Genomic DNA, 13,392 nt, shown 5'->3' on the forward strand with positions numbered 1-13,392 from the left:
ACGTCGACGAGTGTGTCCGTAAAACTACAGCCAATTCGGCCACGGATCGGTAGTCATACATCCAGACTGAAATCTGGACCTGACCCGATGACCAAGCTCCTGGCCTCGCTGGCCTCGCTGGCCGCCTTCACCGCCCTGACCGCTGCCGCTTCGGCCGCCGACCTGCCGCGCCGCGCTGCCCCGCCGCCGGTGTTCACCCCCGTCCCGGTCTTCACCTGGACCGGTGCCTACTTCGGTATCAACGCCGGCTACGCCTTCGACGCCAGCGACCGCAACAGCGGCAACACCTTTATCGTGCCGGGTGGCGCAGGCGGGTACACCGTCAGCGGAGCCCCGGTCGCGGTGACCTTCCGCAACCGCAGCCAGGACGGCTTCTCGGGCGGCGCGCAGATCGGCTACAACTACCAGTTCACCCCGGGCTCGGGCGTCGTGATCGGCTTCGAGGCCGACGCGCAGTACCTCGACTTCGGGCGTGACCGAAACAACGCTTTCGTGAACGGCGGCATCCGTCCCGGCTTCTACGCCACCGACCCGCGCGGTCTGTCGAGCCTCGATTTCTTCGGCACAGTGCGCGGCCGCCTCGGCTACGCGTTCGACCGCACCCTCGTGTACGGCACCGGCGGCTTCGCCTACGGCTCGGGCAGCGCTGACCGCTCGTTCGGCGGCTTCGCCGGCAACGACAGCTTCCGGACCGGTTGGACGGCTGGCGGTGGCGTCGAGTTCGCGCTCCCGACCGAGTCGTTCCTGAACTTCTTCCGCTCGTCCGCCGTGACGCTGAAGGTCGAAGGCCTGTACGTGAACCTGGATCGTGGCACCCGCAATCAGGGCGCGTTCCTCATCGACGCCGCTTCGAACGTCCCGGTCCTCTACAGCGGCGTCGGCCGCCGCGATGACCAGTTCGCCGTCGTGCGCGCCGGCCTGAACTACAAGTTCGGCTCGTACTAAGATCCGGTCGAGCTGCTCCCGGGTGTCTGTCCCGGAAGATGCGGCGGCGGGCGAAAGATAGTTGGTCCTCCTCATCGCTCTCCGCCGCTGAAGAGGAGCCGCCCGGCTGGCCTTCGCATTCCCCAGCCCGATCAAACTGGCCGCGAGGTCGGCGACACCCTGGGAGCCCTGCTCCTGGGGTGTTTCTTGTTCGGAGCTCGGACGGCGGTAGGTCTTTGGGCGGTATGTGCTCGGGCACACCTCGCGGAAACTGAGCCAGGCGTATCAATCCACCGAGGCCGTCATCGCCCCCTCGGCGGCCCGATCCAGCGGCGCAGTGCCTTTCTAGGTTGCTGCGCCGTTGTCGTTTCAGGCTACCCGCAGAGCTGACGGCGCACTTCGCGAGCAGCTTCCATCTGCCGGTTGAGGTAGTCGACCCCAGCCATGGATGGGCAACTGTGGCCGATCCACTCTCGCTCTGGCGGCACGGAGCAGCTTAGCTCGTCCTGAACGAGGGGCTGTTCATGAACCGACACATCGCCGCGACCCTGCTCATCACCGTTGGGCTTGGTGCCTGCCAGACAGGTGCTCCGGGCCTGCAACAGGCTGCCCAGGGAGGAGCGGGGTCTGCAGCTCTCCAGGAAGATGTCGTCCGCCTCAGAGCTGAGCGTGACGCGCATCGCATCACTTACACCGAATGGGCTGAACGCACTCAGGCAGCCGCACGCGCCAGCGTGCCCTTGAGCGCGCAGGAAGAAGAGGCGCTGGAATACCGCAAGCAGCTCGCGCGCCGTGTCGATGCTGGGGAGATCACGCCAGCGCAGTTCGAGCGCGAGAGCCAGCGCACTCTGCAGCAGCTGAAGGCGCAGCGCCGCGGAGCCTAACCGTCAGGGCTTCAGATGAGCGATGTCGTGACTGCGCTCCTCCTGGCGCCGGCGGCCGAGAACGCCGATCTGCGCGAGCAACTGGCCTCCGCCCAGGACATGCTCGTGGAGACTGCGATCAACGCCGGAAACATGCACGCTCTCGTTGCAGCCATGCGGGCCGAGCGTGACACGTGGCCCGAGGAGGCTGAGCGGTTGGCGCTACCGGCCAGTGCTGACCACGACCGGGAGCCCAGCCGGGATCTGATCGCACTTCCCGCAGTGGAAGCGCTGCGCAACGGCCAGAACCTCTTCCGTCCCATGGGCCTGTAGCTGATCCCAGGTCCGCCACGTCATGGTTCGGCATGACGTGCAATTCAGGATGCGCAGGCCACGGTATCCCTCATCCGTCCAGTCGCTCACCGTTCGTATACGGGCCGAGGCCACCATCGCAAAAACATCTTGTGTAGGATTGCGCCTGCGAAGACACGAGTGGTGGTCTGCAAGAGGGGTGCCTGACGCCTCGACAGCCGCCCCAGCGCTCGCCATCTTGCGCGCATGCCCGGGCGACACATCCAGAACTACGATTTGCAGGAGGAGCCTGCACACCAGGGTGTTGCTCCTAGGTGCTCTCGGTCACGTGTCCTCGATCGCCTCTCACGAGCACGCTGCACGCTGATCGTCCTCGCGCTCATCAGTGGCAGCGCCGTTGCCGGACCGGCTGACCCGCCAACCGCCTTGGTAGGGCAGGATGCCGCTCGCCTCGCCCAAGCAGCGCAGATGATCGTCCGCGTGACCCTCATCGGCCGGAATTGCGCACTGTTCTACGCCGTCGACCAAGTTCAGCTTCAGGAGATCGGGAGCGGGTTGTTCAACCAAGCGCTCGCCCGCTACGGTAAGGATCGGCTGCTGCGGGCGGTCGACAGTGCCGAGGCTGAGGACACGGCTCAAATCCGCGAGAGCGGCGCCGCTTTCTGGTGTCCGCTTCAGCGGGCCTACCTCAACAGCCTGAGGATGGGGGGCCTGATCGGGCGACAGCGGTAAGGGTTCGAGCCATCCCGGCCGCTTTTCGCAGCCCATCTGACTAAATCACGGCGGCAACGCCTCAGCCTCCACGAACCCCCGCGTTGCGCAGCACACCATAGAACCGGCCCGGATCAAACAGGGCCTGGGCTTGCTGCAAGCCGATCGTCTGAGGCTTATACGGCTGGCCGAGCTTCATGCCTCCGGACTTCTGCTGCCCCTGTCCCTGCGCCGATCGCTGCGGCCGAGAAGATGTCCCGCGCCCGCAAGTCGAAGAAGGCTGTTGCACCCGAGTAGGACTGGGCGCAAGAAGAAGCCCCGGTCACAAAGGCGTTCCGGGGCTTCATTCGGATCGTCAGCAGAAATAGACTAATCCCCGGCGCCACCATTACCAACTCCTCTGATCGCCGCCACACAATAAAGATCAGAGCAAAAAAATAGGAAACCAAGCAGAATTTTTAGGAATCTGCGAGAATCCTCGACTTGGGTTTGGCTTGGGCTCCCAACCTCGACGTAGCTTCGCATTGAGCGTGCGGAAAGTCACGCTGGGGTCGGCCCCCTCCGTGTTGCGCAACTGCCGGGCCTCGTGGATCGCCTTCCGGGTCAGGCCGAGGTCCGAGACAGTAGCCCTCATGTTCCCATCAGGAACATGAGTAGCGTGCTGGCATTGCACGGTCACTTCGCCCCGCTGTTGCGCAGCATCGTAGCCATCCGCCAGCCGGCGCTTGGCCTGCGTCTCGATCTTTAAGGCTTCAGCCTGCGCCCGGTGGAGAGCCGCGCTTAGCTCATCGTTCTCCGGGTTTGAACGGCGGCTCCTTGCCCGGCGGCACACTCTCCTCAGCCATGCTCAGCAGCATGGCGACCTTCACATAAGTGCCGGTGAGCGTCGTCAGGTCGACCACGCCCTGCTCACCCAGCACATCTTTGGCGCGTGCGAAGACCTCGTCCGAGACCGCCTGCTTCGTGGAGAGCTCCATGCAGAAGTCGTACACGGCGGTCTCGTCGGGCTTCATGCCTTCCGGTCGCTTGTTCGCCTTGAGGTCAGTTGCGACCTTCTCGGAGAGCCCCGCTTTAATCGCCAGTGGGTAGTGGGCATACCATTCGACCTGCGAGCGCCAGAGGCGGCCCTGGATCAGGATGGCGAATTCGTTCAGCCGCGTGGGGACGGACGTATGCCAACGCAGGTAATCGAGAAGATCGTACATCCGCTGCGCCATCTCGGGGCTGCGGATCATCGGGTTGTACGGGCCGGCGAGCCCGACGCTTGAGACCTTCATGATCTTCTCGCGCGCCCCCGCGCGCCGCCACCACCCGCCCGAAGGCGTCTCGGGCGAACCGAGTCACCCCGCCCCGGAAGTCGCGGATCCCCGACAGCCGCCCATGCGCGTCGTAGGCCCGGCGCTCGATCAGCCCGTCGTGGCGCATCAGCGCCACCGGCCGGCCAGCCGCGTCCAGGGTGATGTCGGTGCGGTGCCCGAGCGGGTCGGTCACCGAGACGAGGTTGCCGCGTTCGTCGGTGCCGTAGACCCAGGAGCGGCCGAGCGGGTCGAGCACGTGCTGCTGGTTGCCGTCGGCGTCGTGGTCGGTGCGGGTCTCGCGCCCCTCTGGGTCGGTCACCGAAGCCACCCGGCCGTAGGCGTCGTAGCGGTATTCGGTGCGGCCGCTCTCGGCGTCGACCTCGGCCACCTTCTCGCCGGCCGCGCTCCAGACCTGCTCGCTACGGTGGCCCAGCGCGTCCTCCTCGGCGGTGACCGGCCCGCCGGGCCCGTAATGGTACCAGCGCCGCTCCTCCGTCCGGCGGCCGGGCGTGTACAGGGTGCGACGGTTCTTGGGATCGTACGTGAAGCTGTCGCCGTCGTAGAGGTGGGGGCCCTGTCGGCGCCCCGGGTCTCGACGAGCACGACCCGGCCCTGGGCGTCGTAGACCCGGCGCGACCGGGTGGTGAGCCCATCGGTCCAGGCGACGCGCCGGCCGGCGGCGTCGTGCTCGTCGTGGTGCGACGGTCCGCAGGTCGACTCGGCCGCCACGAGGTTGGCGCGGGCGTCGTAGCGGTAGCGGAGCAGCGGGCAGCGCGTGCCGTCGGTGCCGACCAGGGTGACGCGGTGCGCCGGCCGGCCGCGTCGTTGTCGACGGCGAGGCTCAGCCCGTCCGGGTGGTCGATCCGCGTGATCAGCCCGCGCGGGTCGCGCTCGAGCGTGATGCGGTTGCCGTTGCGGTCCTCGATCGCGGCGAGGCGCCAGACCCCGTCCGGCTGGCGGGTGAAGCGGCGGAACAGGCCGTCTTCCTTGAGCAGCAGGATGTCGAGGTTGGCGAACGACAGGGCGAGATTCTTGTCGGCGTCGTTGCGGGTCCAGATGTGCGGGAACAGTGAGGGCCGCGCGAACCGGATGCGCCGGTGGACGCTCTGCAGGTAGACGAGCTCGCCCTCGGGCGTCTCGGTGATGCTGACGTCGATCGAGGTGGCGATGCTGCGCCCGAGCGGCCCGACGAAGGTCTCGTCGGAGGCGTAGTGGCGCGACAGGATCAGGTCGAGGGTGCCGCGCAGCTGCAATTCAATTTTTCATGCAGCAGCGCATACTTTTACACGCGCGTATTATAGATCTCTATATTATAATCATTATTTTGTGCACCGAATTTGATTCAGAATTGATAGTCCCTACTGCTTAAACTTATAGACAGTCATCTCGTCTCGGAATTCATCCCATGCGCCGTTCTGAAATATCGATACTGATTTCTGATCTTCGTCACTGTCATGGAATCCGCTCAATGCAATGCCGAGATCAAAGAAAATAATAAATCCATAAAACTCGAATATTTTTTGTTTGCTCATAGCTTTCATTCGCGCGATCACATCCAGCTCATTATCTTTGAAAAAATTAATTCCTTGAAACAGCAAATCTTCGCCATAGTAATTCGAGAAATTTATCTCTTCAACAATTCCGTTTCGAATTATCGTAATTGTTTTATGTTCATCCAATAAATACCGAAAACTGGAAGCATCATCTGTCTTATCACCTCTATAACCAATGATTTTGCATAAATCGTCAAACGTTATGCCGAGGTTTACAGGGCCAGCTCCCTGATAAGGCCGTATTGTCCAAGCCATGTTAATTCCTTTTTCCTGGAATTATCCCATTTTTTTCCGAGCAGCGCCGGTAGGCAGACGCCTCTCGCATTGCTTCATTATATTTTTTCGGGTCGCCCTGATCTCTCGCTATTTTTCTTGCATCCTTGAAGTCTGAAGCAACAGCATCCCTATAACGGCCGTCCTGAATCATACGCCTTTGCGCCGCCCTATATCTGACAGCATTTTGGCCGCCAGTGCCGTGACTGCGGGTTCTTAATGACCTGACCGGCTGGCTTTGGACCGGGCTGATTGAGCGGATCAGCCAGGACCAGAGGCGTCGGACATGCGGCGAGGTCAGAAGACGAGCGCGGAGCAGGTGGTGCTGAAGCTGCGCCAGATCGAGGTGCAGACGGCCCAGGGCAAGAGTTTGGCCCTGGCGTGCAAGGAGGCGGAGATCTCCGAGCAGAGCTATTACTGCTGGCGCAGGGAGTACGGCGGCCTCCAAATCGACCAAGCCAGGAAGATGAAGGACCTGGAGCGCGAGAACGCGCGGCTACGCCGGCTCGTAGCTGACCTGTCCTTGGTGGGTCAGGTGTTGGCGGACGTCGCCTCGGGAACCTTATAGCCCCCGAGCGACGCCGGCAGGCAGTGGTCGGCATCCGGGAGACGTACGGTCTCTCGGAACGTCACGCCTGCCGGATCGTCGGTCAGCACCGCGGCACGCAACGCACCGTGCCGACCGTGCCGGCCGACGAGGATGCGCTGACCCAAGCCGTCGTCGCCCTGGCGTCCGAGTACGGGCGCTACGGCTACCGCCGCGTCACCGCGCTGCTGCAGGCAGACGGCTGGCAGGTGGGCAAGGACCGGGTTCAGCGCTTCTGGCGTCGCGAGGGGCTCAAGGTCCCGCAAAGGCATCGACCACGCAGCCGGCTTTGGCTGAACGATGGTTCTTGCGTTCGGCTGCGCCCAGTCTACCGCAATCACGTCTGGAGCTTCGACTTCGTGCAGGGACAGACCCACGATGGTCGGAGCCTTCACATCCTGACGCTGATCGACGAGCACAGCCGGGCCTGCCTCTCCTTGAAGGTGGCGCGGCGCATCAACAGCGTCGGCGTGATCGAAGCGCTGGCCGACGCGATGTGCCTGCACGGTTCCCGGCGCACATCCGCTGCGACAACGGCCCTGAACCGAAGGACCGCGCAGCGAGATGGTCTCGAAGGCACTGCGCCAATGGGTCGCCAAGACGGGGGCGCAGATCCAGTCCATCGCACCCGGCTCTCCGTGGGAGAACGGGTACTGTGAGAGCTTCAACGGAAAACTGCGCAACGAGTGCCTGCGCCAGGAGATCTTCTACTCGCTCAAGGAGGCGCCGATCGTGATCGGTCTATGGCAGAACACATACAACCGCGTCCGACCGCATTCGTCGCTGGGCTATCGACCGCCCGCGCCCGTCAGAGACCCGGATCTGGCCTTCCGGCTACCCATGGCAGCGGCCATGCAGTAGCCTCTCACTCAGCCCGGTCCAAAATACCGGTCAGGTCAGATCCGGCCCGAAGGCAAGCGGCGCATGTGCCCGAGGCGATCACCTTTGCCACCAAGCCGCAGCTGGCGCCGGCCATGATCCAGCGGGCCATCCAGGCAGAGGTGCCGTTTGCCTGGGTGGCGGCCGACAGCATCTACGGCGTGGGCGAGATCGAGCTGGCGCTGCGGCGCGCCTATAAGGGCTACGTGCTCGGCGTCACCGGTCAGCATCGCTTCTGGTCCTGGGACGCAAACCTCGACGTTGCGGGCACCGCCGCGGACATCGCTAAGAGCATCCCCGACCAGGACTGGCTGCGCCTCTCGGCTGGAGCCGGCAGCAAGGGAGCGCGCCTATTCGACTGGGCCTATCTGCCGCTGGCCACACTCCGGGCCGACGCGCTCGACGCCGCGCTCGACCAGAGCTTGTGGACGCGCGGCCTGCTGGTGCGGCGCAGCCTGTCGGACGGGGCGCTCGCGTACTTCACCACCTGGTGCCCGGCCGGCACGCCGGTCGAGAAGCTGGTGATGGTGGAAGGCCGGCGCTCTCGCGATCAAGGACGCGTTCGAGACCGCCAAGACGGAACTTGGGCTGGCCCACAACGAGAGCCGCTCGTGGCATGGCTGGCACCGGCATGTCAGCTTGGTGATGCTGGCCTTCGCGATGCTGGCGCGGGTGCGCCGGCTGGCCAACGGGCCGCCCCCAAAAACGACGCTCATCGCCAAGCTCGCAGGTGCCGTGGTCCATTCAGGAGATCCAACGCGTGGCGATGCGGCTGGCGCAGCGCCGCATTGAGCCCGCCTTCGTGCTCGCCTAGTCAGCTTGGCGGCGCGCCCACAGAGCTGCCCCTCGACAGGCGCATCTCAGAAGGCGAATGCAACTGTAATGCTAGCTGCACGGCCACTCTCGTCGCTAGAAATCTAGAGCACCGCAACAATTGGGTCCGTGCATGTTACTGTTCGACGAGTTAATTTACTTAGAGCCGGTCCCGCGCCACTTGAGACGAGTTTGCGGGTAGCGCGTTGGTGGGTGAAGGAGCTTGCCCATGCCTTCACCCCTGTCTGTGGACCTGCGCGAGCGTGTGGTGGCTGCCGTGGCGGCAGGTGCCTCGTGCCACCGAGCCGCAGCTCGCTTCGGGGTCAGCGTGTCGAGCGCCAGCCGCTGGTCGCAGCGCTTCCGCCGCGAGGGCCAACTCGCCTCCAAGCCGATGGGCGGCGATCACACCTCGAAGCGCATAGACGCGCATGCCGGGCTGATCCTGAGGATCTCCAAGCAGGAGCCGCGTCTTTTCCTGCGCGAGGTGCGCGACCGGTTGGCTGAGCAGGGTATCCAGACCAGCACGAGCGGCCTGTCGCGCTTCTTGGCCCGCCACGGGATCAGCTGGAAAAAGGGGCGACGTACGCAGCTGAGCAGGAGCGCGCGGATGTAAGAGCTGCTTGCGAGGCGTGGTTCGAGGCGCAGCCCGAGCTTGATCCGGATCGGCTGGTGTTCCTGGATGAGACGGCGGCTGCCACCAACATGGCGCGCCGCTATGGTTGGGCCCCGCGCGGTGAGCGCTGCCGGCTTGCAGCCCCGTTGGGCCACTACAAAACCACGACCATCACCGCCGCCCTGCGCACGAGCGGGCTGTGCGCCACCGCGCTGTTGGACGGCCCCACGAACGGCACGCGCTTCCGCAGCTACGTCACCGAGACCTTGGTCCCGGTGCTGCACCCTGGCGATATCGTCGTCATGGATAACCTGCCAGCCCACAAAGTCGCCGGCGTGCGTGAGGCGATCAAGGCCGCAGGAGCGCGGCTGCTCTACCTTCCGTCCTACAGCCCTGATTTCAACCCGATCGAGCAGGTCTTCTCAAAGCTGAAAGCGCTGTTGCGCAGTGCGGCCGCCCGCACGATCCCGGATCTCTGGAAAGCAATCCGACACGCCTTCATGCGCTTCACTCCGCAGGAGTGCCGCAACTATCTCGCCGCAGCCGGCTACGAGAGCGACTTGGCCGTCGCTACCTGATCGGGAACAGCTCTAAGTGCCGGACGAGGCCAGGGACTTACTTAAAACCTCTCGAGGTTCATGCGATACGACTGCTCCGGGTTATTATGAGTGACATTGACGACCCTTCACCAACGAGCAGCTCACCGAACTGGCTCTGATGCAGGCGGAGAATGCGGCGCAGACCGAAAAGGCTCTGACGGCAACGGCACATGAGGCCATCGCCGGATTGGTGATGAATGCGCTTCTCCTGCACGAGCTGGAGCGCCTCGGCCTCGTGGACCACGACGCCCTGAGAAAAGACGCCGTCGAACGGGCGCGGTCGATCGAGCTGACGGGCGTGGGCGCCAGCGTCGCCCGAGTGATCACGACCATCTTCGATGGGGAGACACCTGCCGCGCCGGGCGCAGATCTCACCGTCGACGGCCGCCAGACGGACGCGAAGCACTGACAACGCAGCTTGTCAAAGACCCAGGTTGCATTCTCCTGTCCATTTGATCAAGCGCGAATGCCCGCATAGGTTGAGCTGAGAGCAGGAGGATGCGGCCATGCTCTCTCCTGCCCGATTACATACCGACATTCGTTCGGACGGGGTAGCCGCGGACGAGAGGTGGAACGAGTCCGAGAAGGCTCAGTCCGTTGGCTTCATCCATCCCGATGTCGTGCGCGCGATCCGCGCTGTCTTGGTCGAACTCGGCGAGGACTTCGACGGCCTCATCGCTGGAGCGGGCCTTGATCCACACCACTTCGACGGCAGCAGCAAGCCTGTCCCATTCACTGCCGTCGGCCGCTTGCTCGCTCTAGCGGCCGATCGCACGCGCTGCCGCCAGCTCGGACTATTGGTCGGACAGCAAACCAGCCTGACCTCGCTCGGCCTCCTCGGTGGGCTGCTCCGCAACTCTGCCTCGGTGGGAGACGGCTTGCGGGCCCTGGAAGCATACGCGTGCGTGCGCGACCGCGGCGCAGTGGTCGGCCTTGGTGTCTACGCCGACACGGCCCTTCTTAGCTACGCTCCGCACGAACCCGCGGCCGAGGGAACCGCCCAGCATCTGGAGCGGGCGCTCGCCACAATGACCAACATTCTGCGAGACCTGTGCGGGGCTGAGTGGGCGTCGTTGGAGGTGCTGCTGCCACGATCTGCGCCGCGCGATCTAGCTCCATACGCCAGCTTCTTCAGGGCACCTGTCCGCTTCCATCAAGAAGTGGCCGCCCTGGTGTTTTTGGCCGAACTCCTGGAGCAGCGGGTCACGGGTGCGGATCCGCCCGTGCGCCAGAGGATAGAGGCTCGCCTCCGCCGCCTTGAGGCCGATCAGCCCTTTTCGTTGACGGACAAGCTTCGCGAGTACCTCCAGACCGCTGTGACCCGGCAGCGCTGTAAGGTGGAGCGCGTGGCGCGCCTGAGGCTGGTGACACGCCGTACCTTGAGCCGCCATTTGAAGGCTGAGGGTACGAAATTCCGGCGCCTTGCCGGTGAGGCGCAGTTTCGGACGGCCAAGCAACTGCTCGCCGACACCGGCATGAGCTTGATGCAGATCTCGACCGCCCTGAACTTCTCCGAGCCTGCCGCCTTCACGCACGCCTTCCGGCGCTGGTCGGGCACGACGCCAAGTGCTTGGCGGCGCGGGAACCAACCGTAGAAGATCTACACTGCCTACTACCGAAGAAGGCGGACCTTCCTAGGGCCTGCTATGGGTCGTGAGCGTCTCCCGTAGCTAAGTCCGCTTCGATGTATCCGCCGCTCAGAAGCGGACGGGCAGGAAACCACCCATCCCGGCAGTGGCCTCAGGCTCGCCAATCAGCCCTCAAGCGGACATTCCCAGCTTCCGCAAAGGGTGGCAACCGGACCTTGGCCTTCCACCTTGAAGCGGACGTTTCGCCCACGAACCAATAACATCGTAGAAACCTGCTGGCGCCGTTCCCGGAAGCAGGCGTTCGGGGTGCAGCAGTCAAGGGCACTCAATTTGGCCCCCGCCTTGATCGCTGACGCGCCCTCGTCGACGAACGGGCGCGTCTTCATACTCGGACCGCACGATCGCAACACGGGGATCCGCACCGTCTGCTCATCAGGCAGCTTCGCGAACCAGCTCCGATGCGTGGTCGATTGCGGCGATGACTTCTCTTGGTGCCAGATGCTGGATCATGTGGCCCATGCCGGGGACGACGATGAGGTCACTGTTACGTAGCTCGCTGTGCAGGCGCTTCGACTGCCGCTCCACGTCGGCGATCTGATCGTCCCCGCCTACGATGATCACCACCGGGAGCTTCAGGTCGCGGTAGCGCTTTTGAAGCTCGACCGTCACCGGCGTCATGAGCGCGGCGTCCTCCGCCGAGGCCCGTAGCTGCAAGGGCCGCAGCATCATGGCTTTCGGGAATGTGCGGTCAAACCGCTCTGTGACGGCGGCGGGTGCGAACATAGCTTTGATCAAGGCGGGCTGCAGAATACGCCCGAGCACGGGCGAGATCGTGTAGCGCATCACATCCCCGAGCACCGGGATGGCAGGTGGGGAGAACAGGACCACATCGGCCCGCAACGTTGGATAGTAGTACCCGGAGGCCAGGACGAGGCTACGGACGAGCTGCGGGGCCTGAAGCGCGAGGGCGACCGCGACCAATGCCCCCCAGGAGTGCCCGAGCACGACAGCTTGCGTGACGCCGAGCTGCTGAAGCGCCTTCTGGAACAGCGTGGCGTGGGCGCGTGGCGTCCAGAGTCCGCGCGGGCGATCGCTGTAGCCGTAACCGGGTCGGTCGATGATGATGACGCGATAGCGCTTGGCGAGATCGTCGACGATGCCGCTGACCAGAAAATCCTGGATCATCATGCCATTGCCGTGGATCAGCACCAGCGGCTCGCCGCGGCCCCGCTCGACGTAGTGCAGCCGCACCCCGTCGACGGTCAGGAACTGGCCGATCGGCGGGGTTTGGCGCTCAGCATCCCGCGTCTTCGAGGCAGCATAGAGCGCCGATGCAGCGACCGCTGCGGCGGATCCGAGTAGCGTCGGTCCGAGCCAACGGCCGGTAGAGGAATGGCGTGTCATGAGATGATCCTGGTGGATTGCGGGACATGCTCCTTGATCAATCGGATCGCTCTGAAGCCATGCGGTACAGTCGGCGCGGTTTGAATGCCGAGCCGGGAGTTCCTGCGCGCTACGGCAGCGCGCCAATCATGCCCTTGGCTTGAGTCATCGTGTCCTCGCACGCTCGCTGATGACCCTGGCGATCCTCCTCGACGGCTCGGCTCAGAAGCCGACGCGCCTCAGCGACGCGCGCCGACGTGGGGATCATCGTGGCGTCGCTGGGTTCGCCAGTCGGAGCTGCGGCGAGAGCCTTTGGCGAAGAGCTGCTGCGGATCGCATGGCCGTCCTGGAGACCGGCCACGTGAACAGCGCCGGCGCTGTCGAGACGGCGGTCGATTGTCCCGATCTGCTCGGCGCAGGAGCTGGCCCGAGCAGGGAGCTGCGTGAGGCCGAGTAGAAGGGCTGAAGCCGCAAGAGAGAGTTCGAGGCGCATGAGGGGTCCTTTGTACCGCGAGCCGTTGATCCACGCTTTGCCATGGCGGCAGGCCGCACGATCCGAGTGGCAGCGGGATACTCACGCGGCCGACGGGTGATTGCAGGGATGGTTGCGGTGCAACATGAAAACCCTCGGATGCCGAGAACGATCCCTAGCGATCGAGGAAAGATCCGAATTGGGGCGTGTGCACCCGGCGTACGGGGCAGCGAAGCCTACGTCGCGGGTCCGCAGTCAGGCCGGACTGCAGATACGAACGCGTCCTGGATTGTCCTGGTTTGCTACGAACGGCGGCGAAACGCGTGGCTGCGGGACATAGAGGGTACCCACCTCGATAAGGTCATTGCCGGTCGGGCCACGTTGTTCGTTACAACCAGCAGACGACCTGAAAGCGAAACGTCGCTGAACCGACTATCCCGATCATCCGCCTCCGCTTGATCGGATGGGACAGAAGCGGACACTCTCAAGGTCTGAGAAGGGTCGTGAGCGGGCGGTGCGGCTGG

The 13,392-nt window shown here is 64.3% G+C and carries 13 protein-coding genes and 3 pseudogenes; 10 read left to right on the forward strand and 6 right to left on the reverse strand.

Going from position 1 to position 13,392, the window contains the following annotated elements; all coding sequences use genetic code 11:
* Positions 1-87 precede the first annotated feature (87 nt).
* The 3 genes from AC3WSN_RS25045 (at position 88) to AC3WSN_RS25055 (ending at position 2,120) form a co-directional block, all read left to right on the forward strand.
* A complete protein-coding gene (locus AC3WSN_RS25045) occupies positions 88-945 on the forward strand; it encodes an outer membrane protein (RefSeq protein ID WP_492541669.1) in 858 nt (285 codons plus the stop codon).
* A 503-nt stretch (positions 946-1,448) separates the two neighbouring features.
* Positions 1,449-1,808, forward strand: a complete 360-nt coding sequence (locus AC3WSN_RS25050; RefSeq protein ID WP_492541671.1) for a hypothetical protein — start codon at positions 1,449-1,451, stop codon at positions 1,806-1,808.
* A 15-nt stretch (positions 1,809-1,823) separates the two neighbouring features.
* Entirely contained in the window at positions 1,824-2,120 is a 297-nt protein-coding gene (locus AC3WSN_RS25055) for a hypothetical protein (RefSeq protein WP_492541673.1), read from the forward strand.
* 324 nt (positions 2,121-2,444) lie between these two features.
* Here AC3WSN_RS25055 and AC3WSN_RS25060 read toward each other — a convergent pair whose 3' ends face one another.
* Positions 2,445-2,867: a hypothetical protein gene (locus AC3WSN_RS25060; RefSeq protein WP_492541675.1), complete on the reverse strand. Its 423-nt coding sequence runs from the start codon at positions 2,865-2,867 to the stop codon at positions 2,445-2,447.
* A gap of 728 nt (positions 2,868-3,595) precedes the next feature.
* Positions 3,596-4,087 carry a carboxymuconolactone decarboxylase family protein gene (locus tag AC3WSN_RS25065; RefSeq protein WP_492541677.1) on the reverse strand — a complete coding sequence of 164 codons (492 nt, stop codon included), beginning with the start codon at positions 4,085-4,087 and terminating at the stop codon, positions 3,596-3,598.
* 103 nt (positions 4,088-4,190) lie between these two features.
* Between AC3WSN_RS25065 and AC3WSN_RS25070 the strand changes: the two genes are divergently transcribed.
* Entirely contained in the window at positions 4,191-4,733 is a 543-nt protein-coding gene (locus AC3WSN_RS25070) for a hypothetical protein (RefSeq protein WP_492543352.1), read from the forward strand.
* A gap of 229 nt (positions 4,734-4,962) precedes the next feature.
* Positions 4,963-5,181 carry a hypothetical protein gene (locus tag AC3WSN_RS25075; RefSeq protein WP_492543354.1) on the forward strand — a complete coding sequence of 73 codons (219 nt, stop codon included), beginning with the start codon at positions 4,963-4,965 and terminating at the stop codon, positions 5,179-5,181.
* 21 nt (positions 5,182-5,202) lie between these two features.
* On the opposite strand, the pseudogene AC3WSN_RS25080 reads toward AC3WSN_RS25075, so the two are convergent.
* Together AC3WSN_RS25080 and AC3WSN_RS25085 are read right to left on the reverse strand one after the other, a co-directional pair.
* Positions 5,203-5,361 (reverse strand): annotated as a pseudogene (locus tag AC3WSN_RS25080) (DUF6531 domain-containing protein); the annotation flags it as partial.
* A gap of 105 nt (positions 5,362-5,466) precedes the next feature.
* A complete protein-coding gene (locus AC3WSN_RS25085) occupies positions 5,467-5,916 on the reverse strand; it encodes a hypothetical protein (protein WP_492541678.1) in 450 nt (149 codons plus the stop codon).
* A gap of 304 nt (positions 5,917-6,220) precedes the next feature.
* Here AC3WSN_RS25085 and AC3WSN_RS25090 point away from each other — a divergent pair.
* The 5 genes and pseudogenes from AC3WSN_RS25090 (at position 6,221) to AC3WSN_RS25110 (ending at position 11,019) form a co-directional block, all read left to right on the forward strand.
* Positions 6,221-7,381 (forward strand): annotated as a pseudogene (locus AC3WSN_RS25090) (IS3 family transposase).
* 35 nt (positions 7,382-7,416) lie between these two features.
* Positions 7,417-8,191, forward strand: a pseudogene (locus tag AC3WSN_RS25095) (IS701 family transposase); the annotation flags it as partial.
* 250 nt (positions 8,192-8,441) lie between these two features.
* Positions 8,442-9,403 (forward strand): IS630 family transposase gene (locus AC3WSN_RS25100; RefSeq protein ID WP_492541680.1). Its coding sequence is split into 2 segments (ribosomal slippage): positions 8,442-8,790 and positions 8,790-9,403, totalling 963 coding nucleotides; the frame shifts between segments, so codons are not numbered across the junction.
* Positions 9,404-9,542: 139 nt separating this feature from the next.
* Entirely contained in the window at positions 9,543-9,833 is a 291-nt protein-coding gene (locus tag AC3WSN_RS25105; protein WP_492541682.1) for a hypothetical protein, read from the forward strand.
* Positions 9,834-9,930: 97 nt separating this feature from the next.
* Positions 9,931-11,019, forward strand: a complete 1,089-nt coding sequence (locus tag AC3WSN_RS25110) for an AraC family transcriptional regulator (RefSeq protein WP_492541684.1) — start codon at positions 9,931-9,933, stop codon at positions 11,017-11,019.
* 426 nt (positions 11,020-11,445) lie between these two features.
* On the opposite strand, the gene AC3WSN_RS25115 is transcribed toward AC3WSN_RS25110, so the two are convergent.
* Entirely contained in the window at positions 11,446-12,417 is a 972-nt protein-coding gene (locus AC3WSN_RS25115) for an alpha/beta fold hydrolase (RefSeq protein WP_492541686.1), read from the reverse strand.
* A gap of 109 nt (positions 12,418-12,526) precedes the next feature.
* Positions 12,527-12,889 carry a hypothetical protein gene (locus tag AC3WSN_RS25120; protein ID WP_492541688.1) on the reverse strand — a complete coding sequence of 121 codons (363 nt, stop codon included), beginning with the start codon at positions 12,887-12,889 and terminating at the stop codon, positions 12,527-12,529.
* Positions 12,890-13,392: the final 503 nt, after the last annotated feature.

Source organism: Methylobacterium sp. FW102-HT35C08 (assembly GCF_058790235.1).